The 23,548-nt window shown below is 65.1% G+C and carries 23 protein-coding genes and 2 tRNA genes; 15 read left to right on the top strand and 10 right to left on the bottom strand.

Features of this window, described 5'->3' with window-relative positions; genetic code table 11:
• The 6 genes from APZ15_RS40680 to APZ15_RS03600 all read right to left on the bottom strand — a co-directional run bounded on the left by APZ15_RS40680 (nt 1) and on the right by APZ15_RS03600 (nt 3,595).
• Complete coding sequence (locus tag APZ15_RS40680; protein WP_138143294.1) at nt 1-435, bottom strand: hypothetical protein; 435 nt, start codon at nt 433-435, stop codon at nt 1-3.
• Nucleotides 432-1,178, bottom strand: a complete 747-nt coding sequence (locus tag APZ15_RS03615; RefSeq protein WP_027788841.1) for a hypothetical protein — start codon at nt 1,176-1,178, stop codon at nt 432-434. Before APZ15_RS03615 ends, APZ15_RS40680 begins: the two co-directional genes overlap by 4 nt.
• Nucleotides 1,175-1,966 (bottom strand): TIGR04255 family protein, encoded by a 792-nt coding sequence (locus APZ15_RS38680; RefSeq protein WP_081040769.1) that lies wholly within the window; start codon nt 1,964-1,966, stop codon nt 1,175-1,177. The genes APZ15_RS03615 and APZ15_RS38680 overlap by 4 nt, the downstream gene beginning before the upstream one ends.
• A 218-nt stretch (nt 1,967-2,184) precedes the next feature.
• Nucleotides 2,185-2,436 (bottom strand): hypothetical protein, encoded by a 252-nt coding sequence (locus APZ15_RS03610; protein WP_027788842.1) that lies wholly within the window; start codon nt 2,434-2,436, stop codon nt 2,185-2,187.
• A 100-nt stretch (nt 2,437-2,536) separates the two neighbouring features.
• Nucleotides 2,537-3,049, bottom strand: coding sequence for a hypothetical protein (locus APZ15_RS03605; RefSeq protein ID WP_138143293.1), 513 nt, complete (start codon nt 3,047-3,049; stop codon nt 2,537-2,539).
• 470 nt (nt 3,050-3,519) lie between these two features.
• Nucleotides 3,520-3,595 (bottom strand) — tRNA-Lys (locus tag APZ15_RS03600).
• A gap of 190 nt (nt 3,596-3,785) precedes the next feature.
• On the opposite strand from APZ15_RS03600, the gene APZ15_RS03595 reads away from it, so the two are divergent.
• Nucleotides 3,786-4,190, top strand: a complete 405-nt coding sequence (locus APZ15_RS03595; protein ID WP_027785770.1) for a PaaI family thioesterase — start codon at nt 3,786-3,788, stop codon at nt 4,188-4,190.
• Between the two features lie 8 nt (nt 4,191-4,198).
• Nucleotides 4,199-5,065: a patatin-like phospholipase family protein gene (locus APZ15_RS03590; protein WP_021159859.1), complete on the top strand. Its 867-nt coding sequence runs from the start codon at nt 4,199-4,201 to the stop codon at nt 5,063-5,065.
• Between the two features lie 47 nt (nt 5,066-5,112).
• On the opposite strand, the gene APZ15_RS03585 is transcribed toward APZ15_RS03590, so the two are convergent.
• Complete coding sequence (locus tag APZ15_RS03585; RefSeq protein WP_027788844.1) at nt 5,113-6,126, bottom strand: D-2-hydroxyacid dehydrogenase family protein; 1,014 nt, start codon at nt 6,124-6,126, stop codon at nt 5,113-5,115.
• A 426-nt stretch (nt 6,127-6,552) separates the two neighbouring features.
• On the opposite strand from APZ15_RS03585, the gene APZ15_RS03575 reads away from it, so the two are divergent.
• Nucleotides 6,553-7,602 carry a LysR family transcriptional regulator gene (locus tag APZ15_RS03575; protein WP_027788845.1) on the top strand — a complete coding sequence of 350 codons (1,050 nt, stop codon included), beginning with the start codon at nt 6,553-6,555 and terminating at the stop codon, nt 7,600-7,602.
• A gap of 151 nt (nt 7,603-7,753) precedes the next feature.
• Here the strand turns inward: APZ15_RS03575 and APZ15_RS03570 are convergent, their stop codons facing one another.
• The 3 genes from APZ15_RS03570 to dprA all read right to left on the bottom strand — a co-directional run bounded on the left by APZ15_RS03570 (nt 7,754) and on the right by dprA (nt 12,308).
• Complete coding sequence (locus APZ15_RS03570) at nt 7,754-10,378, bottom strand: DNA topoisomerase III (protein ID WP_027788846.1); 2,625 nt, start codon at nt 10,376-10,378, stop codon at nt 7,754-7,756.
• A 193-nt stretch (nt 10,379-10,571) separates the two neighbouring features.
• Nucleotides 10,572-10,952 carry a thioredoxin family protein gene (locus APZ15_RS03565; RefSeq protein WP_027788847.1) on the bottom strand — a complete coding sequence of 127 codons (381 nt, stop codon included), beginning with the start codon at nt 10,950-10,952 and terminating at the stop codon, nt 10,572-10,574.
• Nucleotides 10,953-10,988: 36 nt separating this feature from the next.
• Nucleotides 10,989-12,308, bottom strand: coding sequence for a DNA-processing protein DprA (gene dprA, locus APZ15_RS03560; protein ID WP_027788848.1), 1,320 nt, complete (start codon nt 12,306-12,308; stop codon nt 10,989-10,991).
• 185 nt (nt 12,309-12,493) lie between these two features.
• Here dprA and def point away from each other — a divergent pair, with 185 nt between their 5' ends.
• The 12 genes from def to queD all read left to right on the top strand — a co-directional run bounded on the left by def (nt 12,494) and on the right by queD (nt 23,441).
• Nucleotides 12,494-12,997 (top strand): peptide deformylase, encoded by a 504-nt coding sequence (def, locus tag APZ15_RS03555; RefSeq protein ID WP_011353573.1) that lies wholly within the window; start codon nt 12,494-12,496, stop codon nt 12,995-12,997.
• 34 nt (nt 12,998-13,031) lie between these two features.
• Nucleotides 13,032-14,015 carry a methionyl-tRNA formyltransferase gene (gene fmt / locus APZ15_RS03550; protein ID WP_027788849.1) on the top strand — a complete coding sequence of 328 codons (984 nt, stop codon included), beginning with the start codon at nt 13,032-13,034 and terminating at the stop codon, nt 14,013-14,015.
• Between the two features lie 120 nt (nt 14,016-14,135).
• Nucleotides 14,136-14,771 (top strand): LysE family translocator, encoded by a 636-nt coding sequence (locus APZ15_RS03545; RefSeq protein WP_027788850.1) that lies wholly within the window; start codon nt 14,136-14,138, stop codon nt 14,769-14,771.
• A gap of 100 nt (nt 14,772-14,871) precedes the next feature.
• Entirely contained in the window at nt 14,872-15,729 is an 858-nt protein-coding gene (gene htpX, locus APZ15_RS03540) for a zinc metalloprotease HtpX (RefSeq protein WP_006485774.1), read from the top strand.
• A gap of 219 nt (nt 15,730-15,948) precedes the next feature.
• Nucleotides 15,949-17,340: a 16S rRNA (cytosine(967)-C(5))-methyltransferase RsmB gene (gene rsmB, locus APZ15_RS03535; protein WP_027788851.1), complete on the top strand. Its 1,392-nt coding sequence runs from the start codon at nt 15,949-15,951 to the stop codon at nt 17,338-17,340.
• The gene (locus APZ15_RS03530) at nt 17,337-17,927 is read left to right on the top strand and encodes a DUF4390 domain-containing protein (RefSeq protein ID WP_027789300.1); all 591 of its coding nucleotides are present in this window, start codon (nt 17,337-17,339) and stop codon (nt 17,925-17,927) included. The genes rsmB and APZ15_RS03530 overlap by 4 nt, the downstream gene beginning before the upstream one ends.
• Complete coding sequence (gene esaS, locus APZ15_RS03525) at nt 17,917-20,331, top strand: sensor histidine kinase EsaS (RefSeq protein ID WP_027788852.1); 2,415 nt, start codon at nt 17,917-17,919, stop codon at nt 20,329-20,331. Before APZ15_RS03530 ends, esaS begins: the two co-directional genes overlap by 11 nt.
• A complete protein-coding gene (esaR, locus tag APZ15_RS03520) occupies nt 20,332-21,033 on the top strand; it encodes a response regulator transcription factor EsaR (RefSeq protein ID WP_021163978.1) in 702 nt (233 codons plus the stop codon). It begins immediately after the preceding gene.
• Between the two features lie 60 nt (nt 21,034-21,093).
• Nucleotides 21,094-21,169 (top strand) — tRNA-Phe (locus APZ15_RS03515).
• 358 nt (nt 21,170-21,527) lie between these two features.
• A complete protein-coding gene (gene queC, locus APZ15_RS03510; protein ID WP_027788853.1) occupies nt 21,528-22,262 on the top strand; it encodes a 7-cyano-7-deazaguanine synthase QueC in 735 nt (244 codons plus the stop codon).
• A 75-nt stretch (nt 22,263-22,337) separates the two neighbouring features.
• Nucleotides 22,338-22,970 (top strand): 7-carboxy-7-deazaguanine synthase, encoded by a 633-nt coding sequence (queE, locus tag APZ15_RS03505; protein WP_021163976.1) that lies wholly within the window; start codon nt 22,338-22,340, stop codon nt 22,968-22,970.
• 18 nt (nt 22,971-22,988) lie between these two features.
• Nucleotides 22,989-23,441 carry a 6-carboxytetrahydropterin synthase QueD gene (gene queD, locus APZ15_RS03500; protein ID WP_021163975.1) on the top strand — a complete coding sequence of 151 codons (453 nt, stop codon included), beginning with the start codon at nt 22,989-22,991 and terminating at the stop codon, nt 23,439-23,441.
• The last annotated feature ends 107 nt before the right edge of the window (nt 23,442-23,548 follow it).

Below are 23,548 nucleotides of genomic sequence, written 5' to 3'. Positions count from 1 at the left end.
CTATTTGGCGGGGCACGTGGAGGTAACTGCTGCTGCCAATTTTTCTACAACGGTTTCTTCGTTGCTGTAGCCATGGATTCCGCTATGGGACGGGTCGGAAATGGTCTCCGTCTCAATGGGTTCATGGGCCACACGAATTATTATTTCGTCACCAGTCGCGTCTGCTACAGTCGCCTTGCATTGACCGACGTTGAGCGTCGCCAGTCTCCAGCTGCCAGTGATGGTCATCTTTTTCGCGAGGACTGGTTTTAAAAGAGCCAGCGCGTTCTCGCGATTGTCTGGGTCAACTAGTTCTAACCAGTTCACCGATAGGTAAGATTCGCCATCACGTAGCATGAAGGACGCGCCCGTGGGGTTCCCTTCTTCGTCGAGCGATGAGCCTTTGCACAATCGCGCAATATGATGCTCATCGGGCAACTCGTCGCCAACGCTCATTCGTCAATCCACGAGGCAATTCCAAGTGCGTCGATAGACCTGGAAACGGAATCGGCCGTTGTGCTGCCCGAATGTTCGTCAAATCGCGCCTCATGCATAGCGTTGCGCACCGAAGCCGCGTATCGGCAACGGGCGCCCGGCAAGAAATGCAATACAAGTTTCTGCCCAGTCCCTTCCTTCCAGATGGCGTAAAGGTTGCCCGCTGGTGTGGCAGCGATGGAAGGTCGTCGAACTGTGGGCCTATCTCGCAGGAAGGCAATAAAGCTGGCTAGCGAATCGGCTGAAAGCGCTCGGCCGTCATAGTCTTCTTGGTAAAGGTCCAACAAACGGAGGAGTCTTTCGCAGATGGCTTCGCGGTGAAGTATCTCCTGCGACGCGCGGAGCTTTTCTACCGCTTCTTTGAATAGTTCGTCATCCGAGCGAAGCAGGTCCAGTGCGGTGAAGGCATAGTCAGCCCGACTAGGGAAGTCGTAGAGGGCCACGTGCAGGTGGGAAGTAGCCTGCCACTTCCCCAAATTGCTGTATGACGCGCGAGGGGTCACAACCGTGTTGGCCGTAGCGGACACGGTATTCTGACTGGTGCCGTAAATCACTCGAACAGGCAATCCTTTTGCCGGTGCCGCCTGATGTTCAACAAGTCCCAAATCCAAAATCTCGTCGTCGTCGCTTTCCAAGTAGGACGTTGACCCCGGTGCTAAGACGTAGGGCGACTCGAACCCGTGTTTTTCAAGGAGCGCTGTCATACCCGTCCCCACTTAGTCTTTTGAACGTCAATTTGAGTCAAATCTGCAAATGCATTCACGATGTATGCATGGGCTATGTCAAACCATTCACGGATTGCGACGGGAGTCGAACTAGCGGCCTTGCCACCGGCGGCCAGTTCCAACACGAGTACCTTCTGCGAGTCGAACGTCCGAAGCCCCTCGGATACCTTCGCAGTCATATGGCCTCGGTCATCGGGTAAAGGGAAAACCGCAGACCAACCTAGTGCACGCGGCTTCGTTAAAAAGCGTTCTCTGTCCTCGTCCCAGTGGAAGTCGGTGAGTATCGTAGCTGCAAGTTGCGACACATCGCTGTCAGGCGGTATCGCGATGTGGTTGGTATAGGCAAGACTGAATGCCCTTACGTCCACAGTACCCAAGACTGCCTCGTCCGCCCAAGATTGCAGCTGGGCGTAAGTTTCAAAGAAACAAGCAGCTATCTCAGCAAAGCGCGGATATGCCGGCTCCTGTTCCTTGGTTCGCCAGTTGTAGTACAGCCGGTCAGGTTGGAACTGGACCAAGCGACTCTCAGAAGCATTTATGAACCACGTACGCGGATGCGGAAGTCCGGTGGAAGAATCCAACGGAACTTCGACCCCTGAGTCAGCAATCGGGGCGACCTGTTCAACATTCGGAAATTCTTTCCTAAAGCGCTCCCATAGGAGGCCAATGTGCGCAGACTTGAAGCGCGTCAGAGGCGCAAATTGCACACCGAATGTAACCTCACTAAGCGGCGGCGTCTTATAAGTTGGAAGTGTTTGAGCTGACATGGTCGCTACATCGAGGAAGCGTTAAGGACGCTCGTGGGCTTGAGGGTATCACACTCGTCTGACCAGCGGCGAGGTGGAATTGACACGGCGTTGTCTCGGGTTGAGTCGCCGCCTCTGTGCCAGATACCATCCATGGGTTCCACGAAGTCCGTAGGCGATGGAATCGCCCGTTCGGAAAGCCGCTGCTCGCGCGGCGCTTTCTGGCGACCAAGCTGCGCTCAATGCAGCGGCGGGGTAATCCCCTTAACGTGCGTCAGTAAGAACCGAGCAGCAGTCTCGCGGGCACGGAGCTCGTCAATGCCATAATGCTGCTGGATGACGCTGCCGACCGCCAAGTCAAGGCAGTACGGAGCGGGACTGCACTGGGTCGGCTTGTGGTTGAGCATCCGACGCAGCTTCACGGTCACCGTGGCGTCTCTGACCTCCGACGCAACCGAGAATTCTTCCAAGGTTTCGAATTCCAGCATCATGTGCTGCTCCTACGTAAAGTGAAGGGATGGCGAGGCAGCCTGATTGCATGGTCAATGGTTCACGGAAAGCCACCGCGCAAGCGGTGGCCTTAGCTCGCGCTTAACCTAGCATCGAGACGGGTACGTCAGCTCGCCAGCCTTTCGCGGCTTCGCGCGATTCGGCCTGCAACTCCTTGACGACATCTTTGTAGAGCCCGCCACGGAGGTTGGCGACTAGGTAGCCGATGCGGCGGGCACCCTTAGCGGTCACGACGAATGGCACATCTCCCAAGCCCCAGACCCTGTCGTTCCGCTCGTTAATAGCCCGTTCAGCTCGTTTAGAAGCGGGCCGCAGGTATCCGCGTGCCACCAGCCCGAGGATGCCGACTTCCGTGAAGATGCCGCACTCCCGAGTGCTGAACGAGCGGTACTTAAAGCGAAGACGATTGTCAAAATGTCGGCTGTTGTACGTTTTTTCCAGGCACATCAAGCCGAGCACGATAGTTTCCAGGGGCGGGAGCGCTTCGACTTCTTTTCGACCGGAATACGGTGTGACCTCGTCAGTGAGAAAGAGGCTTATCATCGTTTGCATGAAAGACGCGCTCGGGTCGTTCAGCTTTTCTTGCGTCAACATAATCATTCTCCAGTGGTCGTTTGCTGAAATTGCCTTTGTGCGTCTGAGCATTTCGCCCAGCGTGGCGTCGCTCAGAACACCGACAGAATCAGGTGGGGTGCCAGTGGGGGCGCAAGAGTGGGGTGGTGGGGTATTTGCACCCGACTACTAAGAAAAGACGCGTAGTGGCGCGTGACTACCGAGACCAGGCTGACCGGGCTTTCGCGGAAAAGCTTCGCAAGTGGGCTGTCGTCGCGGCGGGAGCTTGTGGCCGCCGAAATTGAGCGATTTCCCGGGCAATCTGGTCAGCTCGGGAGCGCCGTGAAAGCGTGGCGCTCGTCGGCAGCCAAGCCATCCATGATGCCCAAAGCGCGATGGAGGGTCCGACATGTGTTGACGCCTGTCGACCAAATCGGGTTACACGGCGGTTACATGAGGCCAGAAAAAGAAAAAGGGTTACAAGCTAATCGCTTGTAACCCTTTGAATTCTTTGGTGGGGCGTGAGTGACTCGAACACTCGACCTACGGATTAAGAGTCCGCTGCTCTACCAACTGAGCTAACGCCCCCAACAGAAAAAAGATTATGCACGAGCATTTCAGGCTTGGCAAGTCCTTTCTGCAAATTTCCTGAGAATATTTCGTCACGACAACGGTGGCTGCCGGCCCGATAACGAGCGATCGCAGTTTTCGTGCTCCCGGTATGATGACGCCACACGTGTTGCGCGGCGGTCGCGCAGCGCTTTCTGGGCTTTCGAAGATGGACGAAAACGCAGTCCGCGAATTGCTGGATCGCCTGCTGGCCCCCTGGGTCCGCTCGCTCGGTCTGGTCCCCGTGTCGATCGGCGACGACAGCGTCACGCTGCGCCTGCCGTTTTCCGGCGAATTCCGCCATTCGGGCGGTGTGATCTGCGGCCAGGTGTTCACGGCGGCCGCCGATACCGCGATGGTGGTCGCGATCTCGGCCGCGCTCGGCGAGTTCCGGCCGATGACGACCGTGTCGTTGAACACGAACTTCATGCGTCCCGTGCGCAAGGGCGACGTGCTCGTCACCGCGCGCGTGCTGCGGATGGGCCGCAATCTCGTATTCGGCGAAGTCGAGCTGTTCGACGAAGACGGCAAGATGGCCGTTCACGCGACGTCGACCTACGCGCTCGTCAGCTGAGCGGCGCGATGTTCGACCAGATCGTCTTTGCGGGCGGCGGCAATCGCTGCTGGTGGCAGGCCGGCTTCTGGGACGTCGCACAGCCGGCGCTCGGCCTGCGCCCGCGCGTGATCACCGGTATCTCGGCCGGCGCGGCAACCGCCTGCATGCTGTATACACGCGACGCCGCCTGGGTGATGCGCTATTACGAAGAGGCGCTGCGCCACAACCGGAAGAACGCGTACTGGGGCAACCTGTTCGGGCGCGAGCCCGTGTTTCCGCATTACCGGATTTATCGTCAGGCGCTGCTCGACATCTACGGCGAACCGTTCGCGAAGCTTGCCGCGGCGCCGGAGATCCGCATCGGCGTGTCGCATGTGCCGCGCTGGCTCGGTGCGCGCAGCGCAGTCGCCGCCGGTCTCGTCGCGTACAACATCGAGAAGTATGTGCGCAAGACGCTGCACCCGACGCTCGGGCGCACGCTCGGTTTTCGGCCCGAATTCGTGCGTGCGCAGGCCTGCACGCAAGTCGAGGAACTCGCCGACCTGATCCTGCAGTCGTCCTGCACGCCGCCGTTCACGCCGGTGCTGCGCCGCGGCGGCCGGCCGGTGCTCGACGGCGGGATGGTCGACAACGTGCCGGTCGACGCGCTCGACCCGACGCCGGGCGACGTGCTGGTGCTCGTCACGCGGCTGTATCCGCGCCCGCAGATGTTCACGGTCGCGCATGGCGAGCAGCGTCGGCTGTACGTCCAGCCTTCGAGCAAGGTGCCGATTTCGAGTTGGGATTACACGAGCCCGTCGCAGATGCGGCATGCGTACGATCTCGGTCGGCGCGACGGCGAGCATTTCCTCACGCGCGTCGATGCGATGACGGGCGGCCGCGTGGCCGCCTGACGATCGGGAACGGAGGTGCGGGGCCGCGGCATGCGCGGCCCGCGCGGTCAGCGCTTGCGGATCGGCGTCAGCGCTTCCGGATTGGCAACGCTCGACATGTCGCCGTCGTCGAACGCGAGGATGTTGCGGAACGCCGCGCTGAAGTAGAGCTCGTAGCTTTCGCGCTCGACGTAGCCGATGTGCGGCGTGCAGATCACGTTTTCCATTCGCAGCAGGCTGTAGCCCTGCAGGATCGGCTCGCTCTCGAACACGTCGATCGCGACCATCCCCGGACGGTTGTGCGACAGCGCGTTGACCAGTGCGTTTTCCTCGAGCAGTTCGGCGCGGCTCGTGTTGACGAGCAGCGACGTCGGCTTCATCCGCATCAGGTCTTCCTGCTTCACGATCCCGCGCGTGTCGTCATGCATGCGCAGGTGCAGCGACAGCACGTCGCTCTGCTCGAACAGCGCTTCGCGGCTTTCGGCGGCCGTATAGCCGTCGGCGCGCGCGGCCTCGAGCGAATGCTCGCGGCCCCAGATCAGCACGTTCATCCCGAACGCCTTGCCGTAGCCGGCGACGAGCCGGCCGATCTTGCCGTAGCCCCAGATGCCGAGCGTCTGGCCGCGCAGCACCTGGCCGAGGCCGAAGTTCGGCGGCATGGCCGACGTCTTCAGGCCCGACTGCTGCCAGGCGCCCTGCTTCAGGTTCGCGACGTACTGAGGAATGCGGCGCTGGGCGGCCATCACGAGCGCCCAGGTCAGCTCGGCGGGGGCGACCGGCGAGCCCGTGCCTTCGAGCACCGCGATGCCGCGGTCGGTACAGGCTTCGAGATCGATGTGGCTCGACACGCGGCCGGTCTGGCTGATCATGCGCAGGTTCGGCAGCTTCGCGAGCAGTTGCGACGAAATCGGGGTCCGTTCGCGAATCAGCACGAGCGCCTCGACTTCCGCCAGACGGCTGGCGAGCTGTCCCAATCCGCGCACCGTATTGTTGAAGACCTTCACGTCGTGGCCGGCAAGCATCTCGAAGCAGTTCAGCTTGCGGACGGCGTCCTGGTAGTCGTCGAGGATGGCAATTTTCATGATGAGCGGGTGTCGCGCGTTGAAAGCGGCGGTGGCGGCGGCGCACCTCGCGCACCCGTCCCGCCCGGCCGGGGCCGACATGATGCTATGTCAGCCGCCTTCGTGGTGTCTTTTTAACAGGTTGTTACGCTCCGCCGCAATTGGCGGCAGCCTGCCCCGACGCCGCTCGCGCGACGGGCAGATGGGTGCGCTGTTGTGTCGCATCAAATACGTCCTTCCTGATTCGGCCGCTTACACGACGAGGTTCACCCAATTGTTGTCCCAATCGGAATAATTGGATCAACTATCCGCAGAGGGCGAGGATTTTTGACTATTTTTATCGTCAACCGGGGCCTTGTTGAGCAACTCTGCATCATTTCCGCTGTCGTAGGAGAATTACGCATTTGCTTCATCTTTTTGAAGTTGTAACAGCGGCAGGAGTCGTTTATGGATCATTTGCAGTCGATGCGCGTGTTCGTCAAGGTTGCAGATCTCGGCAGTTTCGCGCGGGCCGCGAGTGCAATGGATATCTCCAACGCGGTCGCGACGCGTCACGTCGCCGATCTGGAAGGCAGGCTCGGCACGCGTTTGCTGAACCGCACCACGCGCAGCCTTTCCCTGACGGAGTCAGGCCAGGTCTATCTGGAGCGTGCCCGCCAGATCCTCGATGAGCTGGAAGACGTCGAGCAGATGGTCGTCGCGCGCAATCACGAGCCGGTCGGCACGCTGCGCATCGTCGCGCCGGTCGTGTTCGGCCTGCATAACCTCGCGCCCGTGTTGCAGTCGTACACGGAGAATTTCCCGAAAGTGGTGCCGGATCTCACGCTGGTCGACCGGCAGGTCGATCTGGTCGAGGAAGGTTTCGATGTCGGCATCGTCGTCACGCGCCAGATGCGCAGCGCGAGCATCGTCACGCGGCGCCTGACCACCGGCTGCATGACCGTGTGCGCGACGCCGAGCTATCTGGAGAAGCACGGCGTGCCGACCCATCCGGAGCATCTCGCCGAGCATCCGAGCCTGAGCCTGCCGACCGAATACTGGGGCGACGAGCGTGTGTTCACGGGGCAGGACGGCGAAGTGCGTGTGCGCCCGACCAACGTGATTGTCGCGAACAACACCGCGATGCTGCGCCAGTTCGCGCTGCTCGGGATGGGTGTCGCGATCCTGCCGAGTTACCTGATCGGCAGTGACATCGCGCGCGGTGCGCTCGTGCGGTTGCTGCCGGATTTCCGGCTGCCGCAGGTCGAGATCAACATCGCTTACCCGAGCCGGCGCCATCTGCCCGCGAAGGTGCGCACGTTCATCGACCACCTCGTCGAGCATTTCAGCCACGCGACCGACGCGACGATGGGTGAGCAGTGGGCCGCGCAGAGCTCCGCGCTCGCGCCGATCGGTGTCGAGACGCGTGCCGAGCAACCGGAATCGGCCGACCCGAACCTGTCGCCGCGCCTGCCGCGTTCGCCGCGCACGCGCGTCGCGGCGCCGTCGCCGCTGTAACGGCGCGACGGCCCGGGCGACCGGGCGACCGGGCGTCGGTCACCGCCGGCACAAAGAAAAAACGCGGATCGAGCAGTCGATCCGCGTTTTTTTATAGCTGCCTGCCGAAGCAGGACAGGCCGGGAGAAAGCCCGTCCCGGCGTCCAGGCTGTTACGAGCCCGTCTTGCGGGCCGTCGTCTTGCGAGCTGCCGTCTTGGTGGCTGCAGTCTTCGCGGCGGTCTTGCGCGCCGGTGCCGGTTTCTCTTCTGCACCTTCCGTCACGGTTTCGGCATCCTTCGTCGCCGATTTCGCAGTCTTCTTCGCGGCGGCAGCCTTCGGTTCCTTCTTCTCGAACTCGAAGCCGATCTTGCCGTCCGGCTGCTTCACGAGGAACGCCTTGAAGTTGCGGCCGGTGCGCGACGACTTGAAGTTCGGCAGCAGATCTGTGCGGCCGTCGGCCAACAGCTTGCCCATCTGCTCGCGCGTGATTTCCTGCTGCAGGATCACCTTGCCCGAGCGGAAGTCGCACGTCTTCGGGTTGGCCACCGAGTGCTCGCACACGTAGCTCATCCCGTGCTCGAACACGCGGCCCTTGCACTTCGGGCACGCGCCGACCGGCTCCTGTGTCGAGAAGTCGGGCGCCTCGCCCTCCTCGCCGCCCGTATCCTGGCCGAAATCGAACTCGAGCTTGTAGTTCTTCGTCTCGTCGTCGAACGAGAGCTTCAGGATCGCCGAGAACGGGCGGCCCATCTTGCTGCGGAATCCGGAAAGCGGACCGATCGTCTTTTCCCGCAGCAGCTCCTCGACTTCCGCGATCTCGAACTGCCGGCTGCCCGGGATCTTCGAGATCGAGAACTCGCACTTCGTGCACGCGAAGCGGCGGTAGTTTTCCTTCACCTGGCCGCCGCAGTTCGGACACGGCGTCTCGAGCGTCGCGTAATCGCCGGGGATCGTGTCGGAATCGTATTCCTTCGCGCGCTTGACGATCTGCTGCGTCATGCGGGCGATTTCCTGCATGAAGGCGTCGCGCCCGAGGTTGCCGCGCTCCATCTGCGACAGCTTGTATTCCCATTCGCCGGTGAGCTCCGGCGCGGTCAGTTCCTTCACGCCGAGCCCGCGCAGCAGCGTCATCAGCTGGAACGCCTTCGCGGTCGGGATCAGTTCGCGGCCTTCACGCACGAGGTACTTTTCGCCGAGCAGGCCTTCGATGATCGCCGCACGCGTGGCCGGCGTGCCGAGGCCCTTCGCGGCCATGGCTTCGCGCAGTTCGTCGTCCTCGACGAGCTTGCCCGCGCCTTCCATTGCGGACAGCAGCGTCGCTTCCGAATAGCGTGCGGGCGGCTTCGTGACGAGCGCGACGGCGGCGATTTCGTCCGTCTTCACCTTCTCGTCCTTCTGCACCGGCACGAGGTTCGCATCCGCGCCTTCGGCGTCGCGGCCGTACACCTGCAGCCAGCCCGGCTCGACGAGCACCTTGCCTTCGGTCTTGAAGTGATGGCCGGCGACTTCGGTGATCCGCGTCGTGACACGGAATTCGGCGGCCGGGAAGAACACGGCGAGGAAGCGCTTCACGACCATGTCGTACAGCTTCTGCTCCGGCTCGGACAGCGACTTCGGTGCCTGCAGCGTCGGGATGATTGCGAAGTGGTCGCTGATCTTCGAGTTGTCGAAGATGCGCTTGTTCGGCTTCACCCAGCCCTTGTCGAGCACCTGCTTCGCATGCGGCAGGTAGTTGTGGCTCTCCTTGAGCATCTCGAGCGTGGACTGGACCGTCGACAGATAGTCTTCCGGCAGCGCGCGCGCGTCGGTACGCGGGTAGGTCAGCACCTTGTGCTTTTCATACAGCGCCTGCGCGAGACCGAGCGTGTTCTTCGCGGAGAAGCCGAAGCGGCTGTTCGCTTCGCGCTGCAGGCTCGTCAGGTCGAACAGCAGCGGCGACAGTTGGGTCGACGGCTTCGATTCCTCCGAGACCGTGCCGACCTGGTCGCGGCACGCGGCGACGATCGTTTCGGCGGCCGGCAGGCTCCACAGGCGGGAGTCGCGCTTTTCCGGATCGAATTCGTCGCGCTTGAATTTCGGGTCGAACCACTTGCCTTCGTAGAAGCCGCCCGCGCACGCGAATTCCGCCCTCACCTCCCAGTAGTCGCGCGGGATGAAGCGGCGGATTTTCTCTTCGCGTTCGACGACGATCGACAGCGTTGGCGTCTGAACGCGGCCAACTGTCGTCAGGAAGAAGCCGCCGCCCTTGCTGTTGAACGCGGTCATCGCGCGGGTGCCGTTGATCCCGACGAGCCAGTCGGCTTCCGAGCGGCAGCGTGCGGCGTCGGCGAGCGGTTGCATGTCGGTGTCGCTGCGCAGGTTCGCGAAGCCGTCGCGGATCGCCTGCGGGGTCATCGACTGCAGCCACAGGCGCTGGACCGGCTGCTTCGCCTTCGCGTGCTGCGCGATCAGACGGAAAATCAGTTCGCCCTCGCGCCCCGCGTCACATGCGTTGATCAGGCGGTCGACGTCCTTGCGCTTCATCAGCTTCGTGAGCACCTTGAGGCGCGACTCGCTTTTTGCGATCGGGTTCAGGTCGAAATGCGGGGGGATGACGGGCAGATGCGCGAAGCTCCATTTCCCGCGCTTGACCTCGTACTCTTCCGGGGCGGCGATTTCCAGCAAGTGGCCGACAGCGGACGAAAGGACGAAATCGTCGCTCTCGTAATACTCGTCATGCTTGGTAAAGCCGCCCAAAGCGCGTGCGATGTCGTTCGCGACAGAAGGCTTTTCCGCAATGATCAGTGCTTTGGACATGACAGGTGTGTGTTGGTAGACCGGGTTCGCCGGTTGTGGGTCCCTTTAACGACCGCTTTATAGCACACGCCGACGCGACGGCGGCTCGGCGTGCAAAAAGCGGCTCATCATAGAGGGGGCCTGCAACGGCGGCAAGCGCCCGGCGCGGCGGCGCGCGCGAACGGGCGCAAAACCACCGGGCCGGCTCGTGAATTCAGGCTTCGACGGTCAGGACGTTGCGCAATTTCGGTGCGTGCGGCGCACCGGGTACCGCACTCAGGTCGGACAGCATCCGCTCGACGATTGCCGCATGCGGCAGCACCGTGCCGAAGAAACGTGCGGTGTGGGTATCTTCGATCAGGATCGTCGGGAAGTTCTCGACGTCGAGATCGTCGAGCTGGTCGGCATGCGTTTCGATGTCGATCCAGGCGAAGCAGGTGTCCGGATGCGCGTCGGCGAGCTGGTCGAAGGCCGCCCGGTAGTCGCGGCACGTGCCGCACCACTCGGCGCACAGGCAGGCGACGAGCAACGTGCCGGGATCGGCGAGGCGCTCGGCGATCCGATCCGCATCGGTGTCGAGGTTCAGCGCGGGCATGGATTTCCTTGGATATCGTTGGCGGCGTGGCCGCCCCTATGCGGGGGAATGTAGCACGCCGTGCGCGGCCGGGGTGGGCGCTGCGTCAAGGCGCGCGAAGCGTCCGCCGGGGACGCTCGCGACGCGACCGGCCAGCTCGAGCGCGAGCAGCGCGCCGTGCAGCACGTCGTCGGCCAGGCCGCTGTGTTCGGCGAGCCATTCGTAGGTGACGGGGCCGTATCCCAGTGCGGCGAGTACGGCCTGTTCGGACGGGCTGTGGGGTCGCGCTGGCGATGCTTCGATTCGCGCCGGCGGGCCGGTTGCAACGAGCGGATCGGCCTGCGCGACGCTAGCGGCCTCGGTTCCGCGGAGGTTGGCGGCGCTGGCGAGCTGATTTCCGGTGCACGATGCATCGCCCGCCGCGCGAACCGCCGGTTCGCCCAGCCCGTACTCCTCGAGCACGTCGAGCGGCGCCGCCGTCAGCTTCGCGCCGTCGCGGATCAGTGCGTGGCAGCCCTGCGCGAGCGGCGCGTGGATCGAGCCCGGCATCGCGAACACATCGCGCCCCAGTTCGTTCGCGAGCCGCGCGGTGATCAGCGAGCCGGAGCGCGGGGCGGCCTCGACGACGAGCGCGCCGATCGCGAGCGCGGCGATCAGCCTGTTGCGTTGCGGGAAGTGTGCGGCGCGGGCCGGTGTGCCGAGCGGCCATTCCGACACGATCGCGCCGTGAGCGGCGATTTCGTGGGCGAGCGCACGGTGTCGCGCCGGATAGACGAGATCGGCGCCGGTCGCGATCACCGCGACCGTGCCTGACCGGCCGTCGAGCCCGCCCCGATGCGCGGCGCCGTCGATTCCGAGCGCGAGGCCCGACACGATCGGAAGCCCGGCGTCGGACAGCTCGCGGGCGAAGCGCGTCGCGTCGGCGAGACCCTGCGGCGTCGCGTGGCGGCTGCCGACCACGGCGAGACCGCGCGCGTGCAGCAGGTCGAGACGGCCCTTTACATATAGCAGCGGCGGCGGATCGTGCAGGTCGCGCAGCCGCGGCGGGTAGGCCGGATCGTTGAGCGTGACGAGCGCGTTGCCCGGCGCATCGAGCCAGGCGAGCACGGCGTCGGTGCGCGCGTCGAGGTCGCCGCGCTCGCTCGCGCGCACGGCCTGGGCCGCGGCGGGGCTGGTTGCGGCGGCGATCGCCTGGCCGGACGCGCGCAGCAGCGCATCCGGCGAGCCGAACGCGTCGAGCAGTGCCTGCAGCACGGCGGGTGCGAGGCCGGGCGCATGCGCGAGCTGCAGCCACGCACGCAGCGCGGAGGTGGTCAGCACTTGCGGCGACATGAGACGCTCCTCGAATGCGGCGGCCAGCGGACCGCGTGGCGCCATGATAAAATTTTCATCATCCGAAATACTCGACAGGGCCGCGCGCGCAGGCGCCCGGCCAATTGCAGGAGGCGTGATCCGCGGCATTGATTCGCCGCGCGTCCGCCTCATCTTCATTGCATCCCGGCGGCACCGCCAGCTGGCCGGATGGCCGATGCGGCATGCCGCCCCACCGAATACCGAACGCCATGGCTTTACTCAATATTCTTCATTACCCCGACAAGCGGCTGCACAAGGTCGCAAAGCCCGTCGACAAGGTCGACGACCGGATCCGCAAGCTCGTCGCCGACATGGCCGAAACCATGTACGCAGCGCCCGGCATCGGCCTGGCGGCCACGCAGGTCGACGTGCACGAGCGCGTGATCGTGATCGACGTCTCGGAGGAAAAGAACGAGCTGCGCGCGTTCATCAACCCCGAGATCGTGTGGTCGAGCGACGAGAAGCAAATCTACGAAGAGGGTTGCCTGTCGGTGCCCGGCATCTACGACGAAGTCGAGCGTCCCGATCATGTGCGCGTACGTGCGCTCAACGAGCAGGGCGAGACCTTCGAGCTCGACTGCGAGGGCCTGCTGGCCGTGTGCGTCCAGCACGAGATGGATCACCTGATGGGGCGCGTGTTCGTCGAATACCTGTCGCCGCTCAAGCAGACGCGCATCAAGACGAAGATGAAGAAACTCGAACGCGCGATGTGACGCGCGTTCGCCCTGCCCGACCCTGAAAGCTGTCATGACCCATACGTTGCGCGTGATTTTTGCCGGCACGCCGGAATTTGCCGCGGCTGCCCTGGCCGCGATCCACGAGGCCGGTTTTCCGGTGCCGCTCGTGCTGACCCAGCCCGATCGTCCTGCCGGGCGCGGGATGAAGCTGCAGGCAAGCGCGGTGAAGCGCTACGCCGTCGAGCACGGGATGCCCGTCGCGCAGCCGCCGTCGCTGCGCCGCGCGGGCAAGTACCCGGCGGAGGCGGCCGACGCGATCGAGCTGCTGCGCTCGACTCCGCATGACGTGATGGTGGTCGCCGCATACGGCCTGCTGCTGCCGCAGGAGGTGCTCGACATTCCGCGTGGCGGCTGCATCAACATTCATGCATCGCTGCTGCCGCGCTGGCGCGGCGCCGCGCCGATCCACCGCGCGATCGAGGCCGGCGACGCCGAGACGGGCGTCACGCTGATGCAGATGGACATCGGCCTCGACACCGGCGCGATGATCGAGGAGGCGCGCATCGCGATCGCGCCGGACGAGACGACCGCGACCCTGCACGACCGGCTCGCTGCCGAAGGTGCGCGACTGATCGTCGACGCGCTCGTGCAGCTCGAGCGCGACGGTGTGCTGCCGGCCACGCCGCAACCGGCCGACGGTGTGACTTACGCGGAAAAGATCGGCAAGCATGAAGCGGCGCTCGACTGGCGCAAGCCGGCCGACGTGCTCGCGCGCCAGGTGCGTGCGTTCGATCCGTTCCCGGGCGGCGTCGCGACGCTCGATGGCGCGGCGATCAAGCTGTGGGCGGCCGAGCCCGTGGCGGCGCGCGGTGACGCGCTGCCCGGCACGATCGTCGAAGCCGCGCCGGAAGGCGTGGTCGTCGCGTGCGGCAGCGGTGCGCTGCGCGTCACGCAGTTGCAGAAGCCGGGCGGCAAGCGGCTGCCCGCCCGCGAGTTCCTGGCCGGTTCGCCGCTCGCCGCGGGCCAGCGTTTTGCGCTGACCGACGTTGCCTGAGGCGGCCTGACCGCTATTCGACACGGCCTGCCGGGCGTGCGCAATCGGCCGGACGGCCGAGTCGCGCGGTGCGGCAGGCGCGCGTAGAATTTCCCTGCGCTCTCCGGTTTCGAGGTTTTCATGTTCGGCATCACCCATTTCGGCTTCTTCGTGCTGGCAGTCTTCCTGCTGAACGTCACGCCCGGCCCCGATACGGCTTATATCGTCGGCCGCAGCGTCGCGCAGGGCCGTGGCGCGGGGCTGATGTCGGCGTTGGGCATTTCGGCCGGCTGCTGCGTGCACGCGCTCGCCTGCGCATTCGGCCTGACCGCGCTGCTCGCGGCATCGGCTGCCGCGTTCACGGTGATCAAGCTGGTTGGCGCCGCCTACCTGATCTACCTCGGCGTGCGGATGATCATCGCGAAGCAGGCGGGCGAGCCGTCGGGCAAGGCGGCCGCGCAAGCCGCGAAGCCACTGCGCCAGCTGTTCATGCAGGGTTTCTGGACCAACGTGCTGAACCCGAAGGTGGTGCTGTTCTTCGTGTCGTTCTTCCCGCAATTCGTGTCGGCCGACAGCCCGCACAAGACATTGGCGTTCCTGACCCTCGGCGGCGTGTTCGTCGCGATGAGCACGGTGTGGACCAGCCTCGTCGCCTGGGTTGCGGGCAGTGTCACGGCGCGCTTTTCCGGCAAGCCGGGTGTCAGGAAGTGGCTCGACCGCACGGTCGGCAGCGCTTTCGTCGGCCTCGGCCTTCGTCTTGCGGCATCGCAACGCTGAGATTGAATTTTTCCGGCAAGACCTTATCTAACAAATCGCTTACAATTTTCCGCCGTGCCTTGTGATGTGCGGCGGGTCCCCTGACGGATAAGGAGTGGGTATGTTCAATTGGGTCAAAACGGCGATGCTGATGGCCGCGATCACGGCCCTGTTCATCGTGATCGGCGGGATGATCGGCGGCTCACGCGGCATGACGATCGCGCTGCTGTTCGCGCTCGGCATGAATTTCTTCTCGTACTGGTTCTCCGACAAGATGGTGCTGCGCATGTACAACGCGCAGGAAGTCGACGAGAACACGGCGCCGCAGTTCTACCGGATGGTGCGCGAGCTGGCCACGCGCGCGAACCTGCCGATGCCGCGCGTCTACCTGATCAACGAGGATGCGCCGAACGCGTTCGCGACGGGCCGCAACCCCGAGCACGCGGCGGTCGCCGCGACGACGGGCATCCTGCGCGTGCTGTCGGAGCGCGAGATGCGCGGCGTGATGGCGCACGAGCTTGCACACGTGAAGCATCGCGACATCCTGATCTCGACGATCACCGCGACGATGGCGGGCGCGATCTCGGCGCTCGCGAACTTCGCGATGTTCTTCGGCGGGCGCGACGAGAACGGCCGGCCGGCCAACCCGATCGCGGGCATCGCGGTCGCGCTGCTCGCGCCGATCGCCGGCGCGCTGATCCAGATGGCGATCTCGCGGGCACGCGAGTTCGAGGCCGACCGCGGCGGCGCGCAGATTTCCGGCGATCCGCAGTCGCTCGCGACCGCGCTCGACAAGATCCATCGCTATGCGGCAGGCATTCCGTTCCAGGCGGCGGAAGCGCATCCGGCCACGGCGCAGATGATGATCATGAATCCGCTGCATGGTGGCGGATTGCAGAACCTGTTCTCGACGCACCCGGCCACCGAGGAGCGCATCGCGCGCTTGATGGAGATGGCGCGTACCGGCCGCTTCGATTGAGCCCCGGCACCCCGTGCGGCAGTTGCCGCTCGGGGGCCGCCACGCCACCCCGCACGCTTCGCGCTGCGGGGTTTTCATTTGTGCGTGCCGTAAAGGGGCCAAAGGGGCTGCAACGTCGCACGCTACAATGCCCGGTTTGGGACCGCGGGGCCATGCGAGTGCCGCGATCCCGCCGTTTGCCGTATTTGCTTGCCGCGCTTGTTTGCCGAATTTGCTCCGATGACACGAACCCGTTCTACCGCTCCGTCTTCTTCCGGCCGCCCGGCGCGCCTGTCCGCGCTGCATCTCGCGCCCGATTCGCTCGGCTTCGCGCTCGACGCGGCCGCGCAGGCGGTCGATGCGGTACGACGCGGCACCGCGCTGCCGGCGGCACTCTCGGCGGTTTTCGCGCAGATGGCGTCCGGTACGCAGGCCCTTGCGCGCGGGGCGACGCAGGACGTCGCCTACCGGACGATGCGCCGTCTCGGCAGTGCGGACTGGCTGATCGGCCGGCTCATCAGCAAGGCGCCGCCCGCGCACGTGCACGCAGTCCTTGCCGGCGCGCTCGCGCTGCTGCTCGATCCGGCAGACGAGGCCGCGTATCCGCCGTTCACGGTGGTCGACCAGGCCGTGACCGTGATCGGCGCCCGCCGCGAATGCGCGTTCGCGAAGGGGATGGTCAACGCGGTGCTGCGCCGTTTCCTGCGCGAGCGCGACGCGCTCGTCGCGGCGCTGCAGGACGATGTCGTCGCGCGCTGGAATTACCGCGCGTGGTGGGTCGATTCGGTGAAGCGCGCATGGCCCGACGCATGGCAGGCGATCCTCGCGGCCGGCGAGCGCCAGGGGCCGCTGACGCTGCGCGTGAATGCGCGCCGCGCGAGCGTCGACGCGTATCTCGATACGCTGCGGGCGAGCGGAATCGAAGCGACCGCGATCGGCAAGCATGCAGTGCGGCTCGCGTCGGCGCTGCCGGTCGATCGCATTCCGGGGTTTGCCGACGGCGTCGTGTCGGTGCAGGATGCCGGTGCGCAACTCGCAGCCGAATGGCTTGGCGCGCGTGACGGCATGCGCGTGCTCGACGCATGCGCGGCGCCCGGCGGCAAGACCGGTCATATTCTCGAACTCGCCGATGCGGAAGTCGTTGCGCTGGAAAGCGACGCCGCGCGCGCGGCGCGGATCGGCGAGAACCTCGTGCGGCTGTCGCTCGCGGCGGACGTGCGCGTCGGCGACGCGGGTGCGCCCGACGCGTGGTACGACGGGCGCCCGTTCGATCGTATCCTGGCCGACGTGCCGTGCTCGGCGTCCGGTATCGTGCGTCGTCACCCGGACATCCGCTGGCTGCGTCGCGAGGCCGACATCCCGGCGCTCGTCACGGAACAGCGTCGCATCCTGTCGGCGTTGTGGCCGCTCGTGAAGCCGGGCGGCGAACTGCTTTACGTGACCTGTTCGGTCTTCCCCGAAGAAGGCGAATTGCAGGCCCGCTGGTTTGAAGCGGCCTGTGAAGATGCGGTACGATTGGACGCCCCCGGCCAACTGCTGCCGGGCGGAGTGCAGGGAGGGGCGGCCGCCGGCGCACTCGACCAGAACACCGATCACGACGGATTTTTCTACGCGCGGTTTCAGAAACGGTGACGATCAAACACCTTTTTCCACTTCGGCTCGCGGCCGTCCTGATGGTCGCGTTGACGCTGTGCCTGGCTGTCGTCCGGCCGGCGCATGCCGAGTCGATCGCCGTGCAGCGCGCGTCGCTCCAGGCCGACGGAAGCGGCTGGAGCCTCGATGCCCGCTTCGATTTCGAGCTGAACCCGAGCCTCGAGGATGCCGTCAACAAAGGCATTCCGGTGTATTTCACGACGGATTTCGAGTTGAGCCGTGCGCGCTGGTACTGGCTCGACGAACAGCCGGTATCGGTGTCGCAGACGATCCGCCTGTCGTTCCAGCCGCTCACGCGCGAGTATCGCGTGTCGACGGGCGGCCTGCAGCTCGGTTTCCCGTCGCTGAAGGATGCGCTTGCGGTCATCAGGCACATCACGTCGTGGCACGTGATCGACCGCAGCCAGGTGCGCTCGGGCGAAACCTACACGGCATCGGTGCGGATGCAGCTCGATACGGCGCTGATGCCGAAGCCGTTCCAGGTCGATGCGGTGAACAACCGCGACTGGACGCTCGGGTCGGACTGGAAGCGCTTCACTTTCACGGTGACCGAACGTGCTAAATAAAGTGCGCCGCGCGGCCAGCGGGAAGAGCCTCCTCGTTCGCGTGATCGTCTCGACCGTCGCGCTCACCGCACTGCTGCTGCTCGTGCTGCTCGCGGCCGCGAGCGCGAACACCGAATTCTTCGATCGCTACTACTCGTGGCTGTACGCGACGAACATCGTCGTCGCGCTCGTGTTCCTGCTCGTGGTGCTCGGGCTGATCGGGATGATCGTCGTGCGCCTGAGGAGGGGCAAGTTCGGCACGCGGCTGCTCGCGAAGCTCGCGGTGTTCTTCGCGCTCGTCGGCGTGGTGCCGGGCGGGATCATCTACATCGTGTCGTACCAGTTCGTGTCGCGCAGCATCGAGTCGTGGTTCGACGTGAACGTCGAGACGGCGCTGACGGCCGGCCTGAATCTCGGCCGCGGGATGCTCGATGCGTCGCTGTCCGATCTGCAGACGAAGGCGCGGCTGATGTCCGACCAGCTCGCGAGCGCCGACGCGAACACGAACGGCACGACACTCACGCTGCTGCGGCTGCGCGACCAGTTCGGCGTGCAGGACGCGACGATCGTCGAGCCGAGCCGCGGCGGCTCGGGCGCGGCGCCCGACCTGCACATCGTCGCGCAGGCGTCGGGCAATTTCGCGGCGCTGATTCCGGACGACCTGCCGACGCCGCTGATGCTGAGCCAGGCGCGCGAACACGGCGCGTACGCGGCGATCGAGGGCGAAGTCGACGGCGACCCGCGCGCGCACGGTGCGAAGGGTGCGCTGCGGCTGCGCGTCGTGCGGCCGATTCCCGATGCGACGACATCGCTGCTGCAGCCGGCGGAGCGCTTCCTGCAACTCACCCAGCCGGTGCCGCCCACCCTTGCCCACAACGCGGATGCCGTGCAGCGCGCGTATCGCGAGTACCAGGAAAAGGCGCTCGGCCGCACGGGGCTGCGCAAGATGTACATCGGCACGCTGACGCTCGCGCTGTTCCTCGCGACGTTCATCGCGATGATGCTCGCGCTCGCGCTCGGCCAGCAGCTCGCGCGGCCGCTGTTCCTGCTCGCACAGGGCACGAAGGAGATCACGGAAGGCGACTACACGCCGAAGCGCGAGATCAAGACGCGCGACGAGCTCGGCTTCCTCACGCAGTCGTTCAACGCGATGACGCGCCAGTTGTCCGAGGCGCGGCTCGCGGTCGAGAAGAACCGTGTCGCGCTCGAGCATTCGAAGACGTATCTCGAGAGTATCCTCGCGAACCTGACGGCCGGCGTGTTCGTGCTCGACCGCCAGTTCCGGCTGACGACGGCCAATCGCGGCGCCGAGCGGATCTTCCGGCAGCCGTTCAACGCGCTGATCGGCACGACGCTCGACCGGATCGGCGTGGCCGCCGGGTTCGGCGCGATGGTGCGCAAGGCGTTCGCCGATCGCGAGGCGGCATCCGACGGCGCCAGCGGCGATCGCGGCCACTGGCAGCAGCAGTTCGCGATCGAGGTGCCGGGCGAAGCCGATCCGCTGACGCTGCTCGTGCGCGGCACGCGCCTCGTATCGACGATCGAGGGGCAGGCCGACGATCCGCAGACGTCCGGTTACGTCGTCGTGTTCGACGACATTTCCGACGTGATTTCCGCGCAGCGTTCGGTCGCGTGGGGCGAGGTGGCGCGCCGGCTCGCGCACGAGATCAAGAATCCGCTGACGCCGATCCAGCTGTCGGCGGAGCGGTTGCAGATGAAGCTGTCCGACAAGCTCGCGCCGCCCGACGCCGATGTGCTCAAGCGCGGCGCGACGATGATCGTCAACCAGGTGGCCGCGATGAAGCGGATGGTCGACGATTTCCGCGAATACGCGCGCACGCCGCCGGCGGTGCTCGCGAACCTGCAGTTGAACGAACTGGCGAGCGAGGTGCTCGGGCTGTACGGGGTGGGCGAAGGCAAGAGCGCGATCGTCGCCGAGCTCGCGCCGTCGCTGCCGGTGATTCGCGGCGACGCGACGCAATTGCGCCAGGTGATTCACAACCTGCTGCAGAATGCGCAGGATTCGGTCGCGGAGTCAGCGCATCCGCGTGTGTTGATCGAAACCAAGACAGTAGAATATGGCGATCCCGACGCCGAGGGCAAAACACGCGTCGCGGTACGTCTTACCGTGTCCGACAACGGGCCCGGTTTTCCGGCGCGCATCCTGACCCGCGCGTTCGAGCCTTATGTGACGACGAAGGCGAAGGGCACGGGGCTGGGGTTGGCCACGGTCAAGAAAATCGTCGATGAGCACGGTGCGCGGATCGATCTGCGCAATCGCATGCACGGCGAGACCGTCGAGGGTGCGCAGGTGTCGATTCTGTTCCTGCAGATGGCGAGCGATGCGCCAGGCGCCGAATCGGGCGTGCAGGACGGGACGGCTCCCGCCAAGACAAAAGCAAGTGAGCAGACAAAGGCAGCGTAAATGGCAACCATCCTGGTGGTAGATGATGAAATGGGCATCCGGGAATTGCTCTCGGAGATCCTCAGCGATGAAGGACATGTCGTCGAGGCAGCGGAGAACGCGCAGGCCGCGCGGGAATACCGGTTGAATCAGGCGCCCGATCTCGTGCTGCTCGATATCTGGATGCCCGATACCGACGGCGTGACGTTGCTCAAGGAGTGGGCGGCGCAGGGGCTGCTGACGATGCCCGTGATCATGATGTCCGGGCACGCGACGATCGATACGGCCGTCGAGGCGACGAAGATCGGCGCGCTCGATTTCCTCGAGAAGCCCATCGCGCTGCAGAAGCTGCTGAAGTCCGTCGAGCACGGTCTCGCACGCGGTGCGGCGCCGGTGTCCGCGAACGCGGCGGCGAAGGCCGGTGCGGGGCAGGCGGCGGGCCCGGCGGCGGTCGCATCCGCGGCCGCGCTGCCGACGCTCGGCGACGACATGGCTTCGGCGCTCGGCCTCGCGGGCCAGACGGCCGCGATCCCGTTCGACATTCCGTTGCGTGAAGCGCGCGATGCGTTCGAGCGTGCGTACTTCGAATATCACCTCGCGCGCGAAAACGGCAGCATGACGCGCGTCGCGGAGAAGACGGGCCTCGAGCGCACGCACCTGTATCGCAAGCTCAAGCAGCTCGGTGTCGAGCTCGGCAAGAAACCGTCCGAAGGCGCCGTATAAAATATTTTGCGAAAACACTTGCTCAGGTACGAATAGCTCGATATACTTTCATTCTTCGTTGGCCCGGTAGCTCAGTTGGTAGAGCAGCGGATTGAAAATCCGCGTGTCGATGGTTCGATTCCGTCCCAGGCCACCAGAATTAAAACCCCAAGAATCGGAAGGTTCTTGGGGTTTTTCGTTTGTGGTGGGGTTGGCGTGATGAGGTCCGCGGGCCCGCGAGCCCGGCAGTATTCGAGATGGCATGATAAAATCCGTGTCCGCTCAATAACTTAGCGCATCGCTTCATGCGCACGGCAGGCTGCCAGCGTGGTGCCGCCGTGGCGCGCGGCAACGATGCCGCGCGATGGGCGGTATAAGCGCTCCGCCGCGTTCGCGGCCGATTGCGCTGCCTATACTGGTCGAGCCGGCCCAGGCCGGCACGCGTCGGGCCGCCCGGCGGCAGCCGGCCCCGGGACGCAGCGCGACGCGAGCCTACACATTCACGGAGTATCACGGTGATTCGGACAGACGCTAAAGACGGCGCGCTCGTGTTGTTTTCCGGCGGGCAGGACTCGGCCACGTGCGTGGCCTGGGCTCTGGAACGCTACCAGACGGTCGAGACGCTCGGCTTCGATTACGGCCAGCGCCACCGCGTCGAGCTCGAGTGTCGCGAAGGCGTGCGCGAAGCACTGAAGCGCGATTTTTCCGCATGGTCGGACCGGCTCGGCGACGATCACATGATCGACCTGTCGGTGCTCGGCGCGATCAGCGATACCGCGATGACGCGCACGATCGAGATCGAGACGGCGGCGAACGGCTTGCCGAACACGTTCGTGCCGGGCCGCAACCTGATGTTCATGACGATCGCCGCGGCGATCGCCTATCGCCGCGGGCTGCGTGTGCTGGTCGGCGGAATGTGCGAGACCGATTTCTCGGGCTACCCCGACTGCCGCGACGACACGATGAAGGCGCTGCAGGTCGCGCTGAACCTCGGGATGGACACGCGCATCGTGCTCGAGACGCCGCTGATGTGGCTCGACAAGGCGCAGACGTGGCAGCTCGCCGAGCAGCTCGGCGGCGAAGCGCTCGTCGAACTGATCCGCGTCGAGACGCACACGTGCTATGTGGGCGAGCGAGCGGAATTGCACGAATGGGGCTTCGGCTGCGGCGAATGCCCCGCCTGCAAGCTGCGCAAGCGCGGCTACGAGGCTTACCTGAAGGGCGAGCGGGTGACCGAAGCGCCGCTGTGACGCGGGTGCGCCGGCAGCGCTGGACGAATAACGGATTCTGATCGACAACGAGCGGCGCGAGCCGGACGAAGCACGATGACTTACGCGGTCAAGGAAATTTTCTACACGTTGCAGGGCGAGGGCGCGAACGCGGGCCGGCCGGCCGTGTTCTGCCGGTTCGCCGGCTGCAACCTGTGGTCGGGCCGCGAAGAGGATCGTGCGGAGGCCGTGTGCCGCTTCTGCGATACCGACTTCGTCGGCACCGACGGCGAGAACGGCGGCAAGTTCAAGGACGCCGAAGCGCTCGTCGCGACGATCGCCGGCTTGTGGCCGGAGGGCGAGGCGCACCGCTTCGTCGTCTGCACGGGCGGCGAGCCGATGCTGCAACTCGACCAGCCGCTCGTCGACGCATTGCACGCGGCCGGCTTCGAGATCGCGATCGAGACCAACGGTTCGCTGCCGGTGCTCGAATCGATCGACTGGATCTGCGTGAGCCCGAAGGCCGACGCGCCGCTCGTCGTCACGAAGGGCAACGAACTGAAGGTCGTGATCCCGCAGGACAACCAGCGGCTGGCCGACTACGCGAAGCTCGACTTCGAATACTTCCTCGTCCAGCCGATGGACGGCCCGTCGCGCGACCTGAATACGAAGCTCGCAATCGACTGGTGCAAGCGTCATCCGCAGTGGCGGCTGTCGATGCAGACCCACAAATATCTGAACATTCCCTGAGCCACGGCTTTTGACATCGTGCTGATTACCCGAAAACTCGAATTCGACGCGGGCCACCGCATTCCCGATCACCGCAGCCAGTGCCGGAACCTCCATGGTCATCGCTACGTGCTCGAAGTCACGCTGCGCGGCGATCTCGTCGATACCGAGGGGGCGCCCGACCGCGGCATGGTGATGGATTTCGCCGACGTGAAGGCGCTCGCGATGGAGCACCTGGTCGGCAAGTGGGACCACGCGTTCCTGGTTTACGCCCGCGACGAGGTCGTGCGCTCGTTCCTCGAGCAGATGGCCGACCACAAGACGGTCGTGATCGACCGGATCCCGACCGTCGAGAACCTCGCGGCGATCGCGTTCGACATCCTCGCGAACGTGTACGACGCGCACTACGGCGTGAACCTGCGGCTCGAGCGCGTGCGCCTGTACGAAACGCCGAACTGCTGGGCCGACGTCGAACGCCAGCCCGGCCGCTGATCCCGCCTTCCCGGCAGCCCCGCCAGCCGGCGCGGGCTGCCTGACGCCGCACCCCGCGGCTTCGTCCCGCCCCCGTCCGTTCCCACATTCCGCTTAACGCCGCGCTA

Origin of the sequence: Burkholderia cepacia ATCC 25416, from assembly GCF_001411495.1 — a bacterium.
In the GTDB taxonomy this organism is placed as follows: Bacteria; Pseudomonadota; Gammaproteobacteria; order Burkholderiales; family Burkholderiaceae; genus Burkholderia; species Burkholderia cepacia.
Note: the sequence above shows the minus strand (reverse complement) of the source record. Positions and strands in the feature narration are given on the sequence as shown.

Excerpts from the sequence above, each read along its gene's own strand:
- APZ15_RS40680 (WP_138143294.1), bottom strand. The coding sequence starts at position 435 with ATGAGCGTTGGCGACGAGTTGCCCGATGAGCATCATATTGCGCGATTG.
- APZ15_RS03615 (WP_027788841.1), bottom strand. The coding sequence starts at position 1,178 with ATGACAGCGCTCCTTGAAAAACACGGGTTCGAGTCGCCCTACGTCTTA.
- APZ15_RS38680 (WP_081040769.1), bottom strand. The coding sequence starts at position 1,966 with ATGTCAGCTCAAACACTTCCAACTTATAAGACGCCGCCGCTTAGTGAG.
- APZ15_RS03610 (WP_027788842.1), bottom strand. The coding sequence starts at position 2,436 with ATGATGCTGGAATTCGAAACCTTGGAAGAATTCTCGGTTGCGTCGGAG.
- APZ15_RS03605 (WP_138143293.1), bottom strand. The coding sequence starts at position 3,049 with ATGTTGACGCAAGAAAAGCTGAACGACCCGAGCGCGTCTTTCATGCAA.
- APZ15_RS03595 (WP_027785770.1), top strand. The coding sequence starts at position 3,786 with ATGGACGAAAACGCAGTCCGCGAATTGCTGGATCGCCTGCTGGCCCCC.
- APZ15_RS03590 (WP_021159859.1), top strand. The coding sequence starts at position 4,199 with ATGTTCGACCAGATCGTCTTTGCGGGCGGCGGCAATCGCTGCTGGTGG.
- APZ15_RS03585 (WP_027788844.1), bottom strand. The coding sequence starts at position 6,126 with ATGAAAATTGCCATCCTCGACGACTACCAGGACGCCGTCCGCAAGCTG.
- APZ15_RS03575 (WP_027788845.1), top strand. The coding sequence starts at position 6,553 with ATGGATCATTTGCAGTCGATGCGCGTGTTCGTCAAGGTTGCAGATCTC.
- APZ15_RS03570 (WP_027788846.1), bottom strand. The coding sequence starts at position 10,378 with ATGTCCAAAGCACTGATCATTGCGGAAAAGCCTTCTGTCGCGAACGAC.
- APZ15_RS03565 (WP_027788847.1), bottom strand. The coding sequence starts at position 10,952 with ATGCCCGCGCTGAACCTCGACACCGATGCGGATCGGATCGCCGAGCGC.
- dprA (WP_027788848.1), bottom strand. The coding sequence starts at position 12,308 with ATGGCGCCACGCGGTCCGCTGGCCGCCGCATTCGAGGAGCGTCTCATG.
- def (WP_011353573.1), top strand. The coding sequence starts at position 12,494 with ATGGCTTTACTCAATATTCTTCATTACCCCGACAAGCGGCTGCACAAG.
- fmt (WP_027788849.1), top strand. The coding sequence starts at position 13,032 with ATGACCCATACGTTGCGCGTGATTTTTGCCGGCACGCCGGAATTTGCC.
- APZ15_RS03545 (WP_027788850.1), top strand. The coding sequence starts at position 14,136 with ATGTTCGGCATCACCCATTTCGGCTTCTTCGTGCTGGCAGTCTTCCTG.
- htpX (WP_006485774.1), top strand. The coding sequence starts at position 14,872 with ATGTTCAATTGGGTCAAAACGGCGATGCTGATGGCCGCGATCACGGCC.
- rsmB (WP_027788851.1), top strand. The coding sequence starts at position 15,949 with ATGACACGAACCCGTTCTACCGCTCCGTCTTCTTCCGGCCGCCCGGCG.
- esaR (WP_021163978.1), top strand. The coding sequence starts at position 20,332 with ATGGCAACCATCCTGGTGGTAGATGATGAAATGGGCATCCGGGAATTG.
- queE (WP_021163976.1), top strand. The coding sequence starts at position 22,338 with ATGACTTACGCGGTCAAGGAAATTTTCTACACGTTGCAGGGCGAGGGC.